Origin of the sequence: Rhodococcus sp. 06-418-5, from assembly GCF_002258285.1 — a bacterium.
Lineage (GTDB): Bacteria > Actinomycetota > Actinomycetes > Mycobacteriales > Mycobacteriaceae > Rhodococcoides.
In genome coordinates, this window is record NZ_NOYE01000016.1 from 87,682 (window position 1) to 108,688 (window position 21,007).

The following is a 21,007-nucleotide window of genomic DNA, read 5'->3' on the forward strand; positions in this document are numbered from 1 at the left end:
CGGTGATACCGGGTTCGATGCTCGATCGTCGATACCGAATAGACGCACCGATCGCGCGCGGCGGTATGTCGACGGTCTACCGCGGACTCGACACCAGGCTCGACCGCCCAGTGGCGGTGAAGATCATGGACCCGAAGTTCGCCCAGGACCCCCAGTTCGTGCAGCGCTTCGAGTTCGAGGCACGGGCCGTGGCCAGGCTCAGCCACCCGGGCCTCGTTGCCGTCTACGACCATGGGCGCGACGGCGAACACGCCTTCCTCGTCATGGAACTCGTCGAGGGCGGAACTCTGCGTGAACTGCTGCGCGAGCGCGGTCCGATGCCCCCGCACGCTGCAGCGGCCGTCGTTCGCCCGGTCCTCGACGCACTCGCCGTCGCCCACCGAGCCGGCCTCGTGCACCGCGACATCAAACCCGAGAACATCCTGATCAGCGACGACGGCGACGTGAAGATCGCCGACTTCGGTCTCGTCCGGGCCATCGCTGCCTCCACCGTGACGTCGAGCAGTGTGATTCTGGGCACCGCCGCGTACCTGTCTCCCGAGCAGGTCACCACCGGCTCCGCGTCCGCGAGCAGCGACGTGTACGGCGTCGGTGTCGTGTTGTTCGAGCTTCTGACCGGACGCACACCGTTCACCGGCGACACCTCACTGTCCATCGCCTACCAGCGCATCGACAACGACGTACCGCGCCCCTCCACCCTCATCGCCGGCGTTCCCCCGCAGTTCGACGAGGTGGTCCAACGGGCCACCGTCCGCGACCCGGAGCACCGGTACCGCAATGCCGACGACATGGCCCGTGCCCTGCGCGCTGCCGCGTCGGCGCTCGCACTGCCCGAGTATCGCGTGCCCGCACCCAAACGCTCGGCCGAGCACCTGAGCTCGGCCGCGGCCGGAGCACCGACGACGGTGGCAGGCAACCGTCCGCCGTCCGCTCGCACCCAGGTCGTGGACAATTCTCCGCCCCCGCCCCAGCAACACGGGGTGCAGCACACCCGGGTGGTCACCTCGCCCACGTCCCGAGGCGTCGATGACAGCCAGGAACCGTTCGACGCGCCGTCGCCAGGGCCACTCCCGACCGGCCGACGGCACTACGAGTTCCCCGACTTCGACGCCGATCGCCAACGATCGCGCCGCGCGATCGTCATCTGGCTCCTCGTCGTCGCCCTGCTCGCCGTCTTGGTCGGCTTCGGCGGTTGGTGGATGGGCTCCGGGCGATACACAGCTGTCCCGATGGTGGACGGGCTCGACACCACCGGTGCGACCAGCGCCGTGGAGGCGGCCGGCCTCGAAACCGCGGTGCGCGGAACCTACTCCGACTCGGTGGACACCGATCTTCTCATCGGCACCGACCCCACCGGCGGATCGCGAATTGCCAAGGGCGACACAGTGTTTCTCCTGGTGTCCTTGGGTAGCCCCACGGTTCCGTCCATCGACGCGGACGCATCCGTCGAAGACATGGAACAGCAATTGCGAGACCGGACTTTCACACCCGTCGACGGCGGCGAGGCCTTCAGTACCTCCGCACCGATCGGCGGAGTCGCGGCACTGGACCCACCGCCGGGCACGGTCCTGACCACCGGCAGCTCGGTCACGGTCCTACGCAGCAAAGGCGCGCCGCCGGTCGAGGTACCCGACGTACGTGGGCAGAGCGTGGACCAGGCCCGAACGACGCTGGAATCGGTCGGCATCACCGTCGGCGAGGTTCGAGAGACCTTCGACGAGGACACCGACGGCGGAAAGGCGATCGGGACGACGCCGGAAGCCGGCGAGACGGTGAGATCCGGGTCGACCGCGGTACTCGAGGTGTCCAACGCGGTCACCGTGCCGTCGCTGCTCGGCCGGTCGGTGGGCTCGGCCCGGACCACCCTCGAAACGTTGGGCCTGCCCATCGACGTCCGTCAGGTGGTGGACACCGACGGATCTCTGGTCATCAGCCAGAGCCCCGGAGCCGGTTCTCGCGTGGAACCGGGCTCCGAGGTCAAGGTCGTCTCGCTGCCCTGATCAGTCGCGAAGCATCTCGGCGACGAGGAATGCCAGTTCGATGCTCTGCTGCGTGTTGAGCCGCGGGTCGCAGGCCGTCTCGTACCGACCGGCGAGGTCGAGATCCGAGATGTCCTGGGCACCGCCGAGGCACTCGGTGACGTTGTCGCCGGTCAGTTCGACGTGAATTCCGCCCGGATGCGTTCCGAGGCCGTTGTGGACCTCGAAGAACCCCTGCACCTCGTCGACGATGCGGTCGAAGTGCCGCGTCTTGTAGCCGGTCGACGCCTCGTGGGTGTTGCCGTGCATCGGGTCGCACTGCCAGATGACCTGGTGGCCGGTGGCCTGCACCTTCTCGATGATCGCGGGCAGGATGTCGCGCACCTTGCCGTTGCCCATGCGTGAGATCAGCGTCAGACGGCCCGGCTTGTTGGTGGGGTCGAGACGCTCGACGTACTCGACGGCCATCTCGGGCGTGGTCGTGGGCCCGATCTTGAGACCGATCGGGTTGGAGATCAGCTCGGCCAGCGCGATGTGCGCCCCGTCGAGCTGGCGGGTGCGGTCGCCGATCCACAGGAAGTGCGCGGACAGGTCGTACAGCTTGGGGTGATCGTCGGTGTTGTCCAGGCGCAGCATCGCACGCTCGTAATCGAGAACGAGCGCTTCGTGGCTGGCGAAGATCTGTGCGGTGTGCAGATTGGGGTCCGAGACGCCGCAGGCATCCATGAACCGCAGTCCGCGGTCGATCTCCCCCGCGAGCGCCTCGTAGCGCGCACCGGCGGGCGACTGCGCGACGAACTCGCGGTTCCAGTCGTGCACCTTGTGCAGGTCGGCCATGCCGGCACCGGTGAGCGCGCGGACCAGATTCATCGCCGCGCTCGCATTGGCGTACGCGCGCACCAGTCGCGACGGATCGTGGCCGCGGACGCTCTCGTCGGCGACGAGGGAGTTGATCATGTCGCCGCGGTAGGACTGCAGACCGAGAGCGTCGATGTTCGACGAACGCGGCTTGGCGTACTGCCCGGCGATACGGGCGACCTTGACCACCGGCATGCTCGCGCCGTAGGTGAGCACCACCGCCATCTGCAGCAGCGTGCGGATGTTGCCCTTGATGTGCGGCTCGGTGTTGTCGACGAACGTCTCGGCGCAGTCGCCTCCCTGGAGCAGGAACGCCTCACCGCGAGCGACGGCAGCGAGCTTGTCCGACAACGCCTCCACCTCACCGGCGACGGTGATCGGAGGAACGCTCTCGAGCACCTTGCGCATGTCGGCAGCATGCTCGGGATCCCACTGCGGCTGCTGCGCAGCCGGCTTGGCCAACGCATCGTCCAATCGAGAGCGCAGCGTCGGCGACAACGGCGGCAGGTCGGGCAAGCGATCGATGGGTACGTCGACAGTCCAGTTCACCGCTACAGGATATTCGCACCGCCGAAGCCGCAGGACAACGGGTGTTCACCCGCGGTAGGAGTGCTCCTCGATCGCCTGGAACTTCGCCAGATTGTGCCGCGCGTCGGCGAGGGCGTCATGAGCGTCGTCCGGCACCGACGGCAGCTCGGGACTGCCGCGATCCTCCCAGTGCTGGCGCAGCTCACGAGTGAACCGCGGCAGCGAACGCGGCAACTCGGTCATCGAGCCCCACAGCTGGCAGAGCGCCACATGGTCGTACGCCGCAACCCACGCCCACAGTTCGACCTCGGCACCGTAGTGCGGAACGAGAAATTCGAGCAGTTCGTCCCGGATTCGCGACCGGCTCATCCACAGCGGCGACGAGTACGGTGGCAACTTGGGAAGTACATTGCGTCGAACCCAGCGGCCGGCGCGCTCGGGGTCGAACTCGGAGGACACCGCATAGAACTCGCGACCGTCCTCCGACACCACACCGATCGAGACCAACTCGATTGTGCGACCATCCTCGATGAACTCTGTGTCGTAGAAGTAGCGCACGCGGCTCACCCTAGCGCGTCCTGGACACGCCCCCCACGTACCGGTAACCCCGATCCGAACAGCCCTGAAAGGGAACGTTGTGACCTCGCCCGACACCAACCGTCCGGTCGCCGAAGCACCGGAGCCTGCCGCGCCGACGCGACGCCGGTGGCCGAGTTGGGCGGTGGCGTCGAGCAGGGTCCTCGTGCTGATCGGTGCCGTCGTGGGCGTGCTGTTCCATCTCAACGGCTTCCCGGGTCTGCGTCCGATCGGTGAGCACTACCGACTGGATCTGGACGTGTATCGACTCGGCGGTCAGGTGTTCGCCGAGGGCGGGGATCTCTACGGTCAACTGCCTCCGATCGCGACCGGTACCACGCTGCCGTTCACCTATCCCCCGATCGCCGCGGCGATCTTCAGCCCACTGTCGTCGGTGTCGCTGTACGCCGCCTCGATCGCGGTCACCGTGCTGTCCATGCTCTTGCTACTGGTGACGATCGTGGTCACTCTCACCTCGCTCGGGGTACGCCCTCGCGCACTGATGTGGTGGTCTGCCGGTGCCGCGTTCGCGGTGGCCGTGCTCGTACTGGAGCCGGTCACCTCGACGCTGAACTACGGGCAGATCAACATCGTGCTGATGGCGTTCGTTGCACTGGACTGCCTACCGAAGAAGACGCCGTGGCCCCGAGGTGTGCTGATCGGTCTCGTGGCCGCCGTCAAACTCACGCCCGCGGTGTTCGTACTGTTCTTCCTGTTGCGCAAGGACTTTCGAGCAGCGGTGGTGTCGGTGCTGAGTTTTGCGGTCTTCACCGCGATCGGTTTCGCGCTCACGTGGTCCGACTCGGTGAGGTACTGGACCGAGACGATCGTCGATTCCGACCGAATCGGCGGCCCGGCCTACCCACCCAACCAGTCGATCACAGGAGTGCTCGCACGGCTCGGGTTGGACGAAGTGCCCCGATCGATCCTCTGGCTCGCGTTGTCGGTGGTGGTGCTCGCCATCGCGGCGGTGGCGATGCGGAAAGCTTTTGCCGCAGGCGAGACTGCGCTGGCGCTGACGATCAACGCCATGTTCGGTCTGCTGGTGTCGCCGGTCTCGTGGTCACACCACTGGGTGTGGGCCATCCCGTTCACCGTTGTGCTCGCCGTTCTCGGTTATCGCCGCCGCAGTGCGCTGCTGGCGACCCTGGTGGCCGTCGGGCTGGCGTTGATGCTCTACCCGCCGCACTGGAAGCTCGGCGAGGGCCGATGGAGCGGCCTCGGCTGGCCGCTCGTGGATCAGTTCGCGGCCTCGGGCTACGTGTGGTGGGCTCTCGCGTCGATCGTCGCGCTTGCTGCGATCGGAAGGACCGACCGAACCGATACGAAGGCCGACACCCGTCCCGCACCCTGATCGCGGAGCGAGCCGGCAGCTTCAGCTTGCCTTGGAATCCGGAATACGCTGCGCGGTCGGAGCCGACTCCGCCGCGGGTGCAGCCTTCTTCAGAGACGCGGCGTACACGTCCACGTACTCCTGACCGGAGAGCAACATCAGGTCGTACATCACCTCGTCGGTGACGGCACGCTCGACGAAACGGTTGCCGGCCATGCCTTCGAAGCGAGAGAAGTCGATGGGCTTTCCGATTCGGATGGTGACCTTCGCCGGACGCCACACTCGCGAACCGATCGGGTTCATCTTCTCGGTACCGATCATCGCAACCGGGATCACCTGGACCCCGGTCTGCAGTGCCAGACGCGCCATCCCGGTCTTGCCCTTGTACAGCCGCGCGTCGGGCGAACGCGTGCCCTCGGGGTAGATACCCAGAACCTTGCCTGCTTCGATCACGCGCACACCTGCGTTGAGAGCGTCCTGTGCCGCGTCGGCTCCGGTGCGATCGATCGGCACCTGACCGACCGCGGTGAAGAACCACTTCTGGAACGCACCCTTGAGACCCGGTCCGGTGAAGTACTCGCTCTTGGCGAGGAAGGTGATGCGCCTGGGCGTCTTGAGTGGGAGATAGAAGGAATCGAGAACGGCCTTGTGGTTGCTGGCCAGAATGACCGGACCCTCCGTCGGGATGTTCTCCGCACCCTCGATCGTGGGCCGACCCAGGGCGATGAGAAGGGGGCCGACGAAAATGTACTTAACCAGCCAGTACCACATTGACATGCTCCCTGAAGATGGTCGGGAAATCGTTTGGTGCCGCCTCGCCCTGGAGCGAATCGACTGCGGCCGTGCCTCCTCGAACCGTGCCGCGTAGTGAACTGTACCCACGGTTTATGACACCAGCCACATCATCTCCGAACCCGGGACAGAGGTCACAGGAAGCGGGCGAAGAACAGTCACCGAACCCCGGTGACGAACTGCGCACGGGCCAACTCCGCGGCCCCGATCATGCCCGCTGCCTCACCGAGTTGAGTACTGCGAATCCGCGCGAGAGGCCGATGCCCCGCACCGGTCACCAGCTCGGCGTACTTGTCGGTCGCGCGGGCCAGGAACTGACTCGACGACGTCGCCACTCCACCGGCCAACACGATCAGATCGGGGTCGTACACGTCGCTGACCATCGAGAGCCCGACGCCGAGCCATTGCGCGAAGTCTTCCATCGTGCGGCGGGCGATGGAGTCGCCCTCGTGCGCAGCGCCGGCGATGCGGCGGCCGGTCAGAGACCCCGGGTCGAGGAACACCTCGCGTGCCAGGGTTGTCGACGACGCCGGGTCCGCCGCCAGTAACTCGACTGCCGTGTCCACCAGAGCGGTGCCGCTGCAGTACCGCTCCCAGCAGCCGCGCTTGCCGCAGGGGCATGCCCGGCCGTCCGGCACGACCTGGATGTGACCGAGTTCCGGTGCCACCCCGTGGCTGCCCCGATAGATCCTGCCGTCGATCAGCAGCGCAGCACCGATGCCGGTACCGATGGCCACCATCACCACGTTGCGACCACCGGACGCGGCACCGAAGCGATACTCGGCCCAAGCCGCAGAATTGGCGTCGTGCTCGAGCAGGACCGGCAGACCGATGCGCATGCTCATCTCCGTCGCCACGGGGGTGTTCACCCACGGCAGATGCGGGGCGAAGAGAACCGTCGTGCGATCGGAGTCGACGAACCCGGCGACGGCGAGCCCTACGGCCGCGATGTCGTGTCGCCCGGCCAGTTCCTGCACGGCGCGGTCGAGACCGCGTTCGAGGGCGCGAGCAGTGTGCGGGGTAGGAGCGGCAGTCGAGTCGAGTACCTGACCGTCCTCGTCGACGACGGACGCGCGCAGGCTCGTCCCGCCCACGTCGATGCCGACCGTCAATCGCTGGTGGTGCCGCTTCATTCGTTCATGCCTTCCTCGGCCGTCCCCCACGCGGCCTGCACCCGAGTCGCTCCGCTCACGGACGCTCCCGCTCGTCCGACTGCGAATTCTTCACTCGAACGGTAATCGGAACGAACGACGCGGGGCGGGCATCCTGCAGTTTCGTGTCGATCGACACGTCCGCGACCTTTGCCGGGTCCGAGGGGATGCCGGCACTGCCGGGTCCGGATTCGGCCGCGGCCTCGGGTGACGGCGACTCGGTGGGTGCCTGCGTCGCAGAATGTGGAGCCCCGGAGGTCGTGTGATCTGCGAGCAACCGACGCAACAGCGCGATCACCACGGCGCTCTCGGAGGCCACGAGCTCGACCAGATCGTGGCGCTCACCGCGCACCAGGGCCGCGAGCGCGCAGACCGGGCACCAACTGCATCCCTGTTGGTCACGATCCTGCTGCGTCTCGGCGACCCGGCGCAGGATCGGCTCGAGTCGCGTCAGCACGGTGTCCGCCAGGGCCAGCAGGTCCGCCCCCAGCTCGGAATGGTCCGAGGTCATCGAATCACCCCGGCCGTCGGGGTCGTAGAGGTCGTCGAAGTCACAGTGGCCACACGTCGGGGTTCGGGCGAAAACGCACAACGAGGAACGGTCCTTCGAGTTCGGCGGAGTCGGCGATGCACCGACGCAGCACCGACGCCAATGTGATGCGCCGTCGCCTCCCGTCGGCACTGACTATCAAGTCGTCCTCCACTCGCCCCAAGCCCAAGGTCGTCGAATCCGCCACCGGCAGCAGCATTCTCATCGCGTACACGGATTCGAGTCCGGTACCCGACTCGAGCACCACCGAAGGCTGCTCACCCCAGCCCGGCGCGCGCCGTTCGAGGGAGTCCGGTTCGAGGCGATCGGCCACATCTTGCAAGGGCCCCAACCCTACCGGTTCACCGGGAGCGTGCTCCACCTCCACGATCGGTACCGTACCGACGCGTCGACGCAGCTCGGCGACCGCGTCGAGCTGCGTCGCCCGCCACCTCTCGAACCAGAACACCGCCGGGTGAGCGCCCACGAGACCGATCGACGACGCGGTGAGCTTCGGCAGGATCTTGTTGACCAGAACACGATCGATTCTGATGCCGAGCAGAGCAGCCGCCGACAGTGTTCTTTCCGCGTCGACGACCGACAGCTTTTCGGCGGTGACGACGACGGTCGCCCCGGTACGAGCGGAGTCGGTGATCAGGGACCGGACGGAGCCGACCTGAGCGAGGATTCGCTCGATCATCGCCACCACGAGGGTCAGACGTGCATCGGAGCCGGTGCCCGAGACCATCCGAGCATGCAGGGGCCAGATCCGCTCGACGTACGCGGCGACGGTATCGGGCAGCTGCAGCATCCGCAGGGCATCCGCGGATGCGGGAAGGTCGACTATCACTGTGTCCCAGTGATAGTCGTCGGCGAGACGGACGATCTCGTGCATGCCGAGCAGCTCTTCGACTCCGGGAAGACCGAGCAGCTCCTCCGGTTCGATCGCCCCGAAACTCACCCCGTGCTCGTGTCCCGCGGACGCCACGGCCATCAGCGAGCCCAGCCCCCGGTACCGCGCTTCGAGCAACGCCAACGTATCGATTTCGACGATGTCGAGACCAGGAGCGATCGAACGAACACCGGACGAATCCTCGGCCTCTGCGTCCCCCGCGAATGCGTCGGCGAGCGAGTGCGCCTGGTCGACGGAGGCGATCAGCACTCGTTCACCGGCCTGAGCCAGTCGCAGACCCGACGCAGCCGCCAACGTCGTCTTACCCGCGCCACCTTTGCCGAGGAACAGCAACACCGTGGTGCGGGCTTCGGTGCGAGCGTCGGTCAGCCTTCGACCCTCTTCTTCAATTCCTTGAGCGCGGTGTCGGTGATGACCTTTTCTGCTTTGCGCTTGAACAGACCGATCATCGGGATGTTCAGATCGACGGTGAGCTCGTACGTCACGTCGGTGCCGCCGCCGGTCTCCTTCAACGTGTACGAGCCGTTCTGAGACTTCTGCATCTCACCGGACACGAGATTCCACGAGACCGAACTGCCGTCCGCCGCCCAGTCGTACTCGAGTTCGTAGGTGTCCTTGACCATTCCCGCATCGAGCACGAACTTGACGCGCTTGCCACGGCCGTCCTCGTCGACCTCGAGGACCTCGACGGATTTCGCGGCCGACACCCACGTGGGGTACGCGTCGAAATCGGCGATGACGTCCATGACCCGACTCGGTGGGGCTTCGACGACGATCGACCTCTGGGTTTTCTCCGCCATGACTACTGGTCCGCTTCCTCTCGGGTACTTCGATCAGCTCGGGTACTTCGATCAGCTCGGTTCGCTTCGGTGCCGTCGAACTCGCGCAGGCCTATCTCACACGATCGATCCGCCGCCGCACAACGCGAACCGGCCGACCGTACCGCGCGGTTCATTCACGAGCCGAAGTCGACGCTACGTGGTGGGGTGCCTCACCTGCAGACCGACCGGCCTCGAGCTCTCGTTTGAGCTCGAACGTCATCGCGCGTCCGGCCACCCGACGGGCATGCTGGTGCGCCGCGACGTCGGTGCCTGCGGCAGGTTCGGCATGCAGGAAGTAATGCACGATCACACCGTCGAGCGCAGGCTCGAGCCACAGTTCCATCGTTCCGACCACACCACCACGCACCGCCCAGCGGATCCCCTTCTCGCCCCGGTCCTCGGTGATGGTCAGGTTCAGATCCGGCCACCATCGACGCCACCGAGCGGGCGATGCGAACGCATGCGCAACCCGCTCGCCCGAGGCGGCCACGAACGTCTGATCCGCAACTTGAATACTGCTCATCGACAGAGCTTCACACATCGGTTCCCCGGCCGTGCGCGTCCCCTCTTCCCTGGTCGTTCCTGCAGGCTCCACTCCCCTCTTTCCGGGTCGTTCCTGCGGGCTCCACTCCCCTGTTCTCGGGACGTTCCTGCGGGCTCCACTCGCCTCTTTCCGGGTCGTTCCTGCGGGCTCCACTCCGGGCGCATTTCGATGCCGCGAGCCCGGGTCTAGAGTATCTGTGAAGCCGAGCTATCGACTTTCGTTCTCCCCGTTCTATCCGGAGGTAATCCCGTGCGCGAGTTCACCGTCGCCGCAAAATACGACATCGCGGACACCGACTCGGCTGTCGACACCGTCTTCGTCCGCGCCCGTAACTCACCGGACGCGACAGTGTTCCGCCGCCAGGTCGATGGGCAGTGGCTCGACGTCACCGCCGCCGAGTTCGAACAACTGGTGGTCGGAGTGGCACAGGGCCTCATCGCCGCTGGCATCGAGCAGGGCGATCGCGTCGCCCTGATGTCGTCGACGCGATTCGAGTGGTCGGTTCTCGACTACGCGATCTGGGCCGCAGGCGGTGTCACGGTGCCGATCTACGAGACCTCCTCCGCCGGGCAGGTGGAATGGATCCTCGAAGACGCCGAGCCCGTCCTGCTGATACTCGAGAACGACGCACACGTGCGGGAAACGAAAACCGTTGTGGCAGCTGCGCCGTCGGTGCGGCAGACGTTCGTGATCGAGAACTCCGCCGGCTCCGACGCCGTGCAGGCCCTGACCGACGGCGGATCCGAGATCACCGAAGATCAGGTACATCAACGTGTTTCGACACTCGCCTCGTCCGACCCGGCCACATTGATCTACACCTCCGGAACCACCGGTCGTCCCAAGGGCGTCCAACTGACCCATGCCAATCTGCTCGCCGAATCACTCGGCATTCGCGAGACCTCGCTGAAATCACTGATGAGGCAGGGCCGCAGCACCCTGATGTTCCTGCCGCTCGCGCATGTCCTCGCCCGCGCAGTGAGCATCGCGTCGTTCGATGCCGGAGTCACGCTCGGCCACACCAACGACATCCCGAACCTCGTCGCGACGTTCGGCACGTTCCAACCGGACTTCATCCTCTCGGTGCCTCGAGTGTTCGAGAAGGTCTTCAACACCGCCAAACAGAAGGCGCACGCCGACGGCAAAGGCAAGATCTTCGACCTGGCCACCGAATGTGCAGTGGCGTGGAGTGAGGCGCAGGACACCGGTGGACCGGGAATCGTGTTGCGCGCCAAGCACACCGTGTTCGACAAGTTGGTCTACGGCAAACTGCGGGCAGCGCTCGGCGGTAAGTGCGAACTCGCGATCTCCGGCGGAGCGCCCCTCGGTTCCCGTCTCGGCCACTTCTACCGAGGCATCGGCGTGACGATCTACGAGGGCTACGGCCTGACCGAAACCACCGCGGCGTTCGCGGTCAACACCATCGGCTTCCAACGCGTCGGCAGCGTCGGGCGTCCACTGCCCGGCAACACCGTACGCATCGCCGAGGACGGCGAGATCCAACTCCGCGGACCGGTCGTGTTCGACGGCTACTGGCGCAACGAGGTCGCGACCGCCGAGTCGCTGGACGACGGCTGGTTCCGCACCGGAGACCTCGGTTCGGTCGACGAAGACGGGTACATCACGATCTCGGGTCGAAAGAAGGAACTGATCGTCACCGCCGGAGGCAAGAACGTCTCACCGGCCGGACTGGAAGACCAATTGCGGGCGGGTGCGCTGATCAGCCAGGCCGTCGTCGTCGGCGATCAGAAGCCCTTCATCGGTGCGCTCATCACCCTCGATCCGGATGCGTTCGATCGCTGGAAGTCCTCCCACGGCAAGGCCGCCGACGCCACCGCAGCCGATCTGCAGACCGACCCCGAACTCGTCGCGGAGATCGACGCCGCCGTTGCCGACGCGAACAAGTCCGTCTCACATGCGGAGTCGATCAAGAAGTATCGACTCCTCCCCCACGACTTCTCGGAGGAGAGCGGTGAGCTGACTCCCACCATGAAGCTCAAGCGCAACGTCATCACCGCCGCCTACGCCGACGAGATCGAATCGATCTACGCCCGGTAGGTGCACCGCATCGCGATGACGCGCGTCAGATCAGCGACCGCAGCTTCTCGGTCAGCACGTCCCAGCGCCATTCCGCGTCCACCCACGCGCGGCCGGCATTGCCCATCTGCGTGGCCAGCGTGCGATCGGACAGGATTCGCACGATCGCGTCCGTGATCTCCGAGATCGACGTCCCGTCGACGACGACACCGGTCTTGTTGTGCTGCACCGCTTCCGGCGCACCCCCGGACATGCCCGCGACGACCGGTACGCCGCAGGACGACGCTTCGAGGTAGACGATGCCGAGACCTTCGACATCGAGACCGGCACCTCGGGTGCGGCTCGGCATCGCGAACACGTCGGCGATGGTGTGGTGGGCGGCGAGCTCCGCCGACGGTACGGTGCCGGTGAACACCACGTGTTGCTCCATTCCGGTGGATCGAACGAGCTCGCGCAGGGTCTTCTCGTAGGGTCCGCCGCCGACGATGACCAGGACCGCTCCGTCGACGGCCCGGCGGATCCCCGGAAGCGCGCGGATCAGGAAATCCTGCCCTTTGCGCGGAACGAGCCGGGACAGGCACAGAATGGTGGGGCGATCACCGAGGCCGTAGCGCGCGCGAAGTTCCGCTCGCGCCGCGTCGTCGGGCACGAAGCGATCGGTGTCGACACCGGGCGGTAGGTGTTCGAGGGCGGCAGTCCGCCCGAACGCCGAGCTGAAGCGCCCCCGGGTGTACTTGCTGACGTAGGTCACCACGTCGGTGTTCTCGCCGATCGTGCGCAGCGTCGCACGCCCTCCCGGCACCATCGACCAACCGACCTCGTGACCGTGCGTACTGGCCACGATGCGATCGGCCCCGGCCTTGCGCAGGTACGACGACATCACCGCCAACGGAGCCGACGCACCGAACCACACGGAATCGCAGCCTCGGGACTTCAGGATTCGAGCTGCGCGACGCGCGACGAGCGGAGTCGGCAACATCAGGGTCGTCGGATGCCTGATCACCTCGAAAGGCTGCGCGGCATCGAACTTCTCGTGCGAGTCGCCCCGCCACCGCGGTGCGTACACCACCAGCTCGTCGGCCGGCAGTTGCGAGGCGAAGCTGTGGAGATAGGACTGAATACCACCCGGGCGAGGAGGAAAGTCGTTCGTCACGAGCAGAGTACGACGCATGGCGACAACCGTAGCGCCCCGTCTCAGCCGGCCTGGCGAGCCACCCAGTCGCCCCACGAGGCGACGAACTGTGCGCGGCTCGTTCCCAACACCGACGCGAAGACAGAATCGGTGGAGCTGTCGGAGGCGAGCGACTCGTACAGGGTGCGCAGCCTCGACTCCCCGAATCTGTCGGCCACGAATGCGAACACCGACCACGCCGATTCGTAGGCCACACTCGATCTGGCCCCGCCTGCACCGAAGTCCTCGTTCTTCGGCAGCACCGTCGGTGGCCCGCCCGCCGCCACGATCGCCGCGAGAGTGGGGGCGAGTTGCACGAACTCGGCACCGGAATTTCGATACCCGGAATAGTCGGCGAACCCTTCCGACACCCACAACTCGGTACCGTCGGACGTCTTCGCCCTCGCCGCCACGTGGGTCAACTCGTGGCGCAGAACCGAGCGCACGGTGAAGGGCGTCAACCGCGTCGCGGCGTCGGGACCGAACACCACACGCTGACCCGTCGGACGGGAGCCGTCGCCCACCACCGCGTCGGACACCGTCACTGCGGCCACCTCGGTGGACGGCGCGGACCCCGTCAGTTCGGCGAACTCCTCCGCGGAGGACGCGACGAACACCAGCCCGTCGCGCGCCCAATCGTCCCCCCAGAAGTCGGTGACGGCCGCGGTTGCCGACGGAAGTTCGGCGGCCAGGCTCTCGACGAACTGCTCGCGGTCCGGATGCCCCATGACCACCGATGTCCCGGCTGCGGTGGGCACCGAGCGCACCTTCAAGGGCCCGAAATCCCACGGCCCACGCCAGGTGTGGCGTCGGTATTCGGTCAGGTCCGCGTCGTCGACCAGCCGCCAGCGACCGTCCCGCTCGGCTACCACCAATGAGACCGGCCGACGCGTCGGCGACGCGTCCGGCCCGGCGACCGCGTACTTCAGATACACCGCCGGTGCCCAGACGTCGGTCGAATCCAGCGCCTCGGCGATCTGCGGCGGCACCGGAGTTTCGGGCTCGTCACCCAACTCGTAGTCGAACTCGGAGAAGGGCACGCCCGGCACCACTGCGGCCCGGCGCACCTGCGCCTCCACGAAGTCGGGGGCGGCCAGAGGATCCATCGACTCCCGCAGTGCATCGAGATCGCCGGAGCGAACCGCACGGGCCCACTGGTCCAGGAGAACGGTCACCTCGGCGCGACGCTGCTGATCGTAGGTCGGTGGGTTTCCCTCGACTGTCGAGTCGGCAGTACCTGCGCTGGACGTGCTGTCGAATCGGTGAACAAGACCGACCGAGACAGCCACCGCGGCCACGAGCACGACGGCGAGCAACCGCACTCGCAGCGATCGGGCGAGAACACGCAATCCGGAGCGCCGGTTCGAGCCACTCATGCAGGCGTTCGTCGATCGTCGAGGCGCACCTCAGTATCGACGCGCACCGTAGTACGGGAACGATGCCATCGACTGAACCTTCACAGGAACACCGAAGGTGGAGGCATGCAGCACGTTGCCGTTCCCGGCATAGATCCCGACGTGAGAGATGTCCGGGTAGAACAGGACGACGTCGCCCGGCTGCAGATCTTTCTGATCCACCGGCGTTCCGCCCGCTGCCTGCGCCTGACTCGACCGCGGCAATGTCTTGCCCACCTGCTTGTAGGCCCACACGACCAAACCGGAGCAGTCGAAGCCGTCCGGACCGGTGCCGCCCCAGACATACGGCTTGCCGATCTGCGTCAGGCCGGCCTGCAACGCACTGGCACCCGATCCCGGCGTCAGATTCTGCAGAATCGTGGTGGGATCGAATCCTTCGGGCAGGGCCGATCCGGCCAGAGCCAACTGCTCCGAGGACGAGAGCGCACTGTAGGCAGCCATGACCTCGGCTACCTGACCCTGCAGCTCACTCTGCCTGGCCTGAAGGTCGTCGCTGACGGCCTTGGCCTGTTCGGCCGCGACACGTGCCTGGTCGGCGGCCGTCGTTGCGGCCTGCTCGGCCGTCACGGCATCCGAGCTCGCCTGCTTGAATCGAGCGACCTGGTCGGCGGTATCGGCAGAGATCACGTCCAGTGCAGACATCTGGTCGAGCAACTGTTGCGGCGAATCGCTGACCATCACGGCGAACAGTCGATTGGTCCGCGCACCCTGGTAATTGACGTTGGCGACCTTGTCCATGGCCGGTTTGAGCTGCGCCAACTGCGCCTGCGCTGCCTCCAGTGCGGCACGACTCCGGTCGACGGCGACCTGTGCGTCGAGTTGCTGCTGGTTCTTGGCGTCGAGATCGATCTGCGCGTTGTGCAGAGCTTCGTTGGTTTGCTCGGACTGGCGAGAGAGCTCGGCGAGTTCGGTCTGCGCGTCGGACGCCGAGTCGAATCCCGGCTGCGCGGTCGCCGTCGTCATCGGGACCACGACCATGCACGCGGTCAGTGCGACAGCAACCACCGAGTTGCGGGCCAGCCGCAACGCTCGGGTAGATCTCGATAGGGCCACGGAAAGCGACTCTCCGTCCTCACACGTGTTGCCTCGAGCGAGGCAACGGTTGGAAAAGTGGACCGAAACCGAACCATACCCATGTTCTTGCGGGCGCGGACGTGAACACGGCCCGAAATCGATGGGGATTCGAGGTGACAGGTCACAAAGTAAACATCGACCAGGTCTCGATCAGATTACGAACTAGGGGCTTCCCTGTCCACCGGACCGGCGTGTCGCGCGGCCGGTGTCCGGATACGACGACAGGGCCGAGCCGATGGACGGCTCGACCCTGTCGGTCGATCACAGCGGACGTCGCTCGCTCGAATCAGTAACGGCGAGCACCGTCGAACGGCATCGAGGCAAGCGGAGCAACCTTGACCGGCACGCCGGAGGTGGATGCATGCACGACATTGCCGTTGCCGACGTAGATACCCGAGTGCGAGCCGCCGTAGAACGACACGACGTCGCCGGGAACCAGGCTGTCGCGCGAGACCGGAGTGCCCGCGGCCGCCTGGTCGTAGCTGGTACGGGGCAGGCTGATGCCGGCCTGCTTGTACGCCCACTGGACGAGGCCCGAGCAGTCGAACGAATCCGGACCCGAAGCGCCGTACACGTACGGTGCTCCGATCTTGGACTCAGCGGCCTGAACGGCCTTTGCTGCCGGGGTGACCTGGGGTGCCAACGGCGCACCCGGTGCAGGCACACCCGGGATGTTGAGGGGAGGGAGGCCCGGGATGTCAGGAATCTCGAAGGTTCCGACGCCGGGAATGGTGAGGGGGGCCGCCATTGCGGGTGCAGCGGGAAGGATGACCACGCCTGCAGTGAGCGCTCCGGCTACGAGGACTCGCCGCAATGATCGGTTGGAAAGTTGTGACGCCACGAAAGATGGTGCTCCGTTTCTTCCTATCGTCCGCCGACCGAGTTAGCTGACGGGTTCGGGCTGGGAAGAGCAGCCCTACCCACCGGCCACCGTGTGGTGGCTCAGCGGGATTCACCCCAGTAGATATCGGGTTCCCGGTACGAACACTCTCGCGAGTGAACGATTAGGCGGTGACTTGCGACGCCACTCCGGTTTGGACTGGCGAGACTCCGCAAGGTCTCAGGAAGGTTACGAAATGGCATACCCCCGTGTCGACCCCAACTCGCCGAGGCGAGCGGATTCGGCTCGATTCTCACTAGCCGGCGCGCTGATCCCCCGGTGTGTCACGAGTCGATAACAAAGGAACCTCGGCGGTGTCGTCATCGTTCACAACGAGCTTGAGTGCGGGCACGAGGCCGACATCGGCGAGCACACCCATGGCACCGAGTTCTTCCTGCTCGAGCGTGATACGAGACGGCGGCCCGACCCACCGGCCGTCCGATCTCGACGGCATCCCCGGAGCCCCCAGAAGCACCGTCACGACGCAGTCCGCGCAGGCGATGTCACGGACCAGGCAGTCACTGCAGTCGATGATCATTGTGATCCTTGTCTCTTTGCGGTTTCCGGCGGCCGAATCGGCCGACGAAGCGAAAGATAGCGACGGGCACCGACAGGTTTCGTGACACGGCGACGTTCGACGGCACCATGAACGTTCTTGTCGGGGGTCGGCCCTAACGTCGTCGCGGTGAGCCTGCCCATCCAGCTGACGTTCGACGAACTCGATACCCCGCTGCACGAGACCACGTTCGTCGTCGTCGACCTCGAGACCACCGGCGGGAGCGCGGATACCGAGGCCATCACCGAAATCGGGGCGGTCAAGGTACGAGGCGGCGAAATTCTCGGCGAATTCGCCACCCTGATCGACCCGGGCAGATCCATCCCGCCGTACATCGTGGAACTGACCGGCATCACATCGGCGATGCTCATCGGCGCGCCGCGCATCGAACGGGTTCTTCCCGGTTTCCTCGAGTTCGCACGCGGTTCGGTGCTGGTGGCGCACAACGCCGGCTTCGACACGGGATTCCTCAGAGCCGCCGCCAGTCGTCTCGACATCGCATGGCCGCGGTTCCAGGTGCTGTGCACGGTCAAGCTGGCTCGACGAGTTCTGACGCGCGACGAGGCACCTTCGGTGAAGCTGTCGGCGCTCTCCACACTGTTCCGATCCGGTACCAGGCCCACCCACCGCGCGCTCGACGACGCCCGAGCGACCGTCGACGTTCTGCACGGACTCATCGAACGGGTGGGCAATCAGGGGGTTCACAGCTACGCCGAGTTGGTCGACTACCTACCCGCAGTGTCGGCCGGCCAGCGCGCCAAACGCGGGCTGGCTGCTCACCTTCCCGGTACGCCCGGCGTCTATCTGTTCCGCGGCCCGTCCGACGAGGTGCTGTACGTCGGTACGTCCAACAACCTCAAGCGGCGTGTGCGCAACTACTTCACCGGTTCGGAGACGAGAGGCCGGATGAAGGAGATGGTCGCACTGGCGACTCGCGTCGACCACGTCGAGTGTGCGCACGCGCTCGAAGCCGGGGTCCGCGAGTTACGTCTGCTCTCGGCGCACGTCCCGCCGTACAACCGCCGCTCGAAGTTCCCCAGGAAGGGGTGGTGGATCACCCTGACCGACGAGGCGTTCCCCCGCCTGTCGATCGTCCGCACACCGACACCGAACAGTCTCGGACCGTTCTCGGTTCGCGGCGACGCCGCAGAGGCCGCTGCGCTCGTCGCCGAGTTCTGCCGCCTGCGAACCTGCACTCGCCGACTCGCGCGCTCGGTTCGACACGGCGACCAGTGCCCGGCAACAGACGTCGGAGGCTGCCCTGCGGCACTGTGCGGCCCGTTGACCGCCGACGAGTACTCGGATGCCCCGAGGCAGTTTCTCGCGCTCGTGTGCGGTCAGGACGATGCCGTGCTGTACTCCATGCGCCGCCGCGTCGCCGAGCTCGCGGACAAGGAGCTGTTCGAGACGGCCGCTCGTCTGCGTGATCGAATCGCGATCACCGTCGATGCACTACGCAGGATGCACCGATCGGCGGCGGTGGCCGCCATTGCCGAACTCGTTGCGGCGAAACGAACGGCCGACGGCGGGTGGGAGTTGATCGTGGTGCGCTTCGGCCGTCTGGCCGGCGCTGCCGTCGCACCGCGCGGAGTGCATCCGATGCCTGTGGTCGATGCCATCACCGCGTCGGCCGAAACGGTGCTGCCCGATACGACGCCGCTTCGCGGTGCGCCGCCGGAAGAAGTGGGACTGATCGCGGCGTGGTTGCGCACGGACGGAGTCCGGATCGTGCGCACGAGCAGCGGGTACTGCAGCCCGGCACGGTCGGCGGGTTCGTGGGAGTCGTGGTGTCGGACGGCGAGAGAAGCAGCGAGGGCAGGAGTGGAGCCTGCGGAACGACCGTTAGGGGCAGGAGTGGAGCCTGCGGAACGGCTCTCGGGATATGGCAGCCATTAGGGTTTGGGGGTAGCTCGCGTCGGACACCGAGCTCGAGATGCGGGAGGAGCACAGATGATCAATGCCATCGTCTTGATCGACGCCGAGGCCGATCTGATTCCGGAGGCGGCGCAGGCCGTGGCCGATGTCGACGGGGTGTCGGAGGTCTATTCGTGTGCTGGGGATGTCGATTTGATCGCCATCGTCAAGGTTCGCGATCATGCTTCGATCGCAGAGGTCATCACCAAGCACATCAATCGAGTGCGGGGCGTGCGCAGCACCACCACTCACATTGCGTTCCAGTCCTATTCGAGTGCCGATGTCGATGCGGGGTTCTCGATAGGCGAATAGGCGCGTTCGGTGTCAGTCGGCGAGTTCGGTGGTGCATCGACCCCAGTCGGCGAGTAGCTGTGCTGCCGCGCCTGAATCGACTGTCTTTGCGGCAGTGACCAATCCGGCTTCGATCCGGGCGTGGAGGTCGTCGGACACGCCGTGGTGCGCTGCCATTGCTGCGGCAGCGTTGAGCAGTACCGCGTCGCGGACGGGGCCGTGTTCACCGGCGAACACTCGGTGCGCCACGGCCGCGTTGAATTCTGCGTCTCCGCCTCTGAGTGCGTCGATGGGCGCTCGGGCGATTCCGTAGTCGACCGGGTCGATCGTCTCGACCGTGACGGCCCCGTCGGACACCACGTGCACGGTGGTCGTGGTGGACAGGGTGATCTCGTCGAGGCCGTCGTCACCGCGCACGACGAGCACCGAACTGCCGCGTTGGGCGAATACGCCCGCGACGACGGGGACAAGATTCTCGAAGGCGCAGCCGATCAGTCCGGCGCGGGGGCGGCCGGGGTTGGTCAGCGGGCCCAGCACATTGAACGCCGTCGGGATCCCGATCTCCTTGCGAGCGGGACCGGAGAAACGCAGCGCGGGGTGATGGATCGGGGCGAAGCAGAACCCGATACCGACCTGCTCGACGCTCGACGCGACTCCGGCAGCGCCCAGGTTCACGTGCACTCCCAGCGCTTCGAGCACATCGGTCGTTCCGCTCTTGGACGACGCTGCGCGGTTGCCGTGTTTGACCACTCGTACACCACTGGCGGCGACGACGATCGCGGCCATCGTGGAGATGTTCACGGTGTCGGCTCCGTCACCGCCGGTTCCGACGACGTCGACGGCGTCACGGTCGGTCTCGACGAGAAGGGCGTGCGAGAGCATCGACTCGGCGAGACCTTCCAGTTCCGCAGGCGTCGGGCCCTTCATCTTCAGCGCCACCCCGAAGGCGGCGATCTGCGCGGCTGTGGCGTTGTCGGACATGATCTCGTCCATCACCCAACCGGTGTCGGCGCTCGACAGGTCGGAGTACGTGGTCAACGCTCCGAGAATTCGACGCCACGTTCGCGGCTGCTCGTCACTGGTCGGTGCGGTCATGGTGGTTGTGCCGTGCCCTTCTGCCGTCGATGCCCGTACGGTGCGGTGGAAGCTTAGCCAGAGGCTGCCCCGGGCTGCGCAGGCTGCAGTGCGTCCCACCCGAGTACCGCTCCCCCTCGTCGCTGGGCGAGCCCGGCCATGCGAGAACGCTCCTGTGAGCAGTGCAAGGCATCGAGCACCTGAACACGTTGCAGTACCAGAGGCACGCCGTCGTCGACCCGAGGGCGGTAACCGGAGCTCTCCGGTAGATCGACGACCGGTCCCACCTCGTAGCCGTCCTGAGCCGCGACCGCCGCAGCGTCCTCGACTTGGTGCGAGGGCAACACCAGATGATGCCGGAGCACCACGTCCGCCGATTCCGTCCACACCGGCTGGGTCCTCGCTGCTTCGTCGAGCACGGCCGAACACGCCTGTGCATCGTCGAAGCAACTCGCCACTGTCACGAGGTCGTCACGGGTGGGGTCCAGAGGTTCTGCCGTCGATCGCGAGAACAGTCTCCGAAACCATCCACCCTCGGTGCGCTTTGCCATGAGGCCAGCCTTGCACGACTGGA

At 66.2% G+C, this 21,007-nt stretch carries 20 protein-coding genes and 1 riboswitch; of the genes, 5 read left to right on the top strand and 15 right to left on the bottom strand.

Translation table 11 applies throughout. From position 1 onward, the window contains the following. Positions 1–17: 17 nt before the first annotated feature. Positions 18–2,000 carry a Stk1 family PASTA domain-containing Ser/Thr kinase gene (gene pknB, locus CH274_RS12655; protein WP_094657639.1) on the top strand — a complete coding sequence of 661 codons (1,983 nt, stop codon included), beginning with the start codon at positions 18–20 and terminating at the stop codon, positions 1,998–2,000. On the opposite strand, the gene CH274_RS12660 is transcribed toward pknB, so the two are convergent. Further along, a complete protein-coding gene (locus CH274_RS12660; protein WP_032394396.1) occupies positions 2,001–3,386 on the bottom strand; it encodes a class II 3-deoxy-7-phosphoheptulonate synthase in 1,386 nt (461 codons plus the stop codon). It lies immediately after the preceding gene. Between the two features lie 45 nt (positions 3,387–3,431). Beyond that, a complete protein-coding gene (locus CH274_RS12665) occupies positions 3,432–3,923 on the bottom strand; it encodes a polyadenylate-specific 3'-exoribonuclease AS (RefSeq protein WP_032394707.1) in 492 nt (163 codons plus the stop codon). A gap of 79 nt (positions 3,924–4,002) precedes the next feature. On the opposite strand from CH274_RS12665, the gene CH274_RS12670 reads away from it, so the two are divergent. Beyond that, entirely contained in the window at positions 4,003–5,295 is a 1,293-nt protein-coding gene (locus CH274_RS12670) for a glycosyltransferase 87 family protein (protein WP_094631675.1), read from the top strand. 21 nt (positions 5,296–5,316) lie between these two features. Here the strand turns inward: CH274_RS12670 and CH274_RS12675 are convergent, their stop codons facing one another. From CH274_RS12675 to CH274_RS12700, 6 genes are all read right to left on the bottom strand, one after another. Next, entirely contained in the window at positions 5,317–6,045 is a 729-nt protein-coding gene (locus tag CH274_RS12675) for a lysophospholipid acyltransferase family protein (RefSeq protein ID WP_032394397.1), read from the bottom strand. 179 nt (positions 6,046–6,224) lie between these two features. Next, positions 6,225–7,199, bottom strand: a complete 975-nt coding sequence (locus CH274_RS12680; protein ID WP_094657640.1) for an ROK family protein — start codon at positions 7,197–7,199, stop codon at positions 6,225–6,227. Positions 7,200–7,254: 55 nt separating this feature from the next. Beyond that, positions 7,255–7,728 (bottom strand): hypothetical protein, encoded by a 474-nt coding sequence (locus tag CH274_RS12685; protein WP_094657641.1) that lies wholly within the window; start codon positions 7,726–7,728, stop codon positions 7,255–7,257. Positions 7,729–7,768: 40 nt separating this feature from the next. After that, positions 7,769–8,995 carry an ArsA family ATPase gene (locus CH274_RS12690; protein WP_094657642.1) on the bottom strand — a complete coding sequence of 409 codons (1,227 nt, stop codon included), beginning with the start codon at positions 8,993–8,995 and terminating at the stop codon, positions 7,769–7,771. Positions 8,996–9,024: 29 nt separating this feature from the next. After that, the gene (locus tag CH274_RS12695) at positions 9,025–9,459 is read right to left on the bottom strand and encodes an SRPBCC family protein (RefSeq protein ID WP_032394401.1); all 435 of its coding nucleotides are present in this window, start codon (positions 9,457–9,459) and stop codon (positions 9,025–9,027) included. Between the two features lie 151 nt (positions 9,460–9,610). Beyond that, a complete protein-coding gene (locus CH274_RS12700) occupies positions 9,611–10,003 on the bottom strand; it encodes a polyketide cyclase / dehydrase and lipid transport (RefSeq protein ID WP_082073966.1) in 393 nt (130 codons plus the stop codon). A gap of 270 nt (positions 10,004–10,273) precedes the next feature. On the opposite strand from CH274_RS12700, the gene CH274_RS12705 reads away from it, so the two are divergent. Next, the gene (locus CH274_RS12705) at positions 10,274–12,079 is read left to right on the top strand and encodes an AMP-dependent synthetase/ligase (protein ID WP_094657643.1); all 1,806 of its coding nucleotides are present in this window, start codon (positions 10,274–10,276) and stop codon (positions 12,077–12,079) included. A gap of 25 nt (positions 12,080–12,104) precedes the next feature. Here the strand turns inward: CH274_RS12705 and CH274_RS12710 are convergent, their stop codons facing one another. From CH274_RS12710 to CH274_RS12730, 5 genes are all read right to left on the bottom strand, one after another. Beyond that, positions 12,105–13,229, bottom strand: coding sequence for a glycosyltransferase family 4 protein (locus CH274_RS12710; protein WP_094657644.1), 1,125 nt, complete (start codon positions 13,227–13,229; stop codon positions 12,105–12,107). Positions 13,230–13,252: 23 nt separating this feature from the next. After that, positions 13,253–14,605: a hypothetical protein gene (locus CH274_RS12715; RefSeq protein ID WP_094657645.1), complete on the bottom strand. Its 1,353-nt coding sequence runs from the start codon at positions 14,603–14,605 to the stop codon at positions 13,253–13,255. A 30-nt stretch (positions 14,606–14,635) separates the two neighbouring features. Next, positions 14,636–15,622 carry an NlpC/P60 family protein gene (locus CH274_RS12720; protein ID WP_218829216.1) on the bottom strand — a complete coding sequence of 329 codons (987 nt, stop codon included), beginning with the start codon at positions 15,620–15,622 and terminating at the stop codon, positions 14,636–14,638. A 382-nt stretch (positions 15,623–16,004) separates the two neighbouring features. Next, a complete protein-coding gene (locus tag CH274_RS12725; RefSeq protein WP_032394406.1) occupies positions 16,005–16,559 on the bottom strand; it encodes a C40 family peptidase in 555 nt (184 codons plus the stop codon). Positions 16,560–16,575: 16 nt separating this feature from the next. Further along, positions 16,576–16,739, bottom strand: a riboswitch (cyclic di-AMP (ydaO/yuaA leader). A gap of 115 nt (positions 16,740–16,854) precedes the next feature. Then, positions 16,855–17,136 (bottom strand): hypothetical protein, encoded by a 282-nt coding sequence (locus CH274_RS12730; RefSeq protein WP_032394407.1) that lies wholly within the window; start codon positions 17,134–17,136, stop codon positions 16,855–16,857. A 147-nt stretch (positions 17,137–17,283) separates the two neighbouring features. Here CH274_RS12730 and CH274_RS12735 point away from each other — a divergent pair, with 147 nt between their 5' ends. Continuing rightward, entirely contained in the window at positions 17,284–19,050 is a 1,767-nt protein-coding gene (locus CH274_RS12735; RefSeq protein WP_094657646.1) for a DEDD exonuclease domain-containing protein, read from the top strand. Positions 19,051–19,104: 54 nt separating this feature from the next. Further along, positions 19,105–19,380, top strand: a complete 276-nt coding sequence (locus CH274_RS12740) for an Lrp/AsnC family transcriptional regulator (RefSeq protein ID WP_027497377.1) — start codon at positions 19,105–19,107, stop codon at positions 19,378–19,380. A 12-nt stretch (positions 19,381–19,392) separates the two neighbouring features. Here the strand turns inward: CH274_RS12740 and trpD are convergent, their stop codons facing one another. Both trpD and CH274_RS12750 read right to left on the bottom strand, forming a co-directional pair. Next, the gene (trpD, locus tag CH274_RS12745; protein WP_094647675.1) at positions 19,393–20,454 is read right to left on the bottom strand and encodes an anthranilate phosphoribosyltransferase; all 1,062 of its coding nucleotides are present in this window, start codon (positions 20,452–20,454) and stop codon (positions 19,393–19,395) included. A 53-nt stretch (positions 20,455–20,507) separates the two neighbouring features. Continuing rightward, entirely contained in the window at positions 20,508–20,984 is a 477-nt protein-coding gene (locus tag CH274_RS12750; RefSeq protein WP_032394409.1) for a hypothetical protein, read from the bottom strand. Positions 20,985–21,007: the final 23 nt, after the last annotated feature.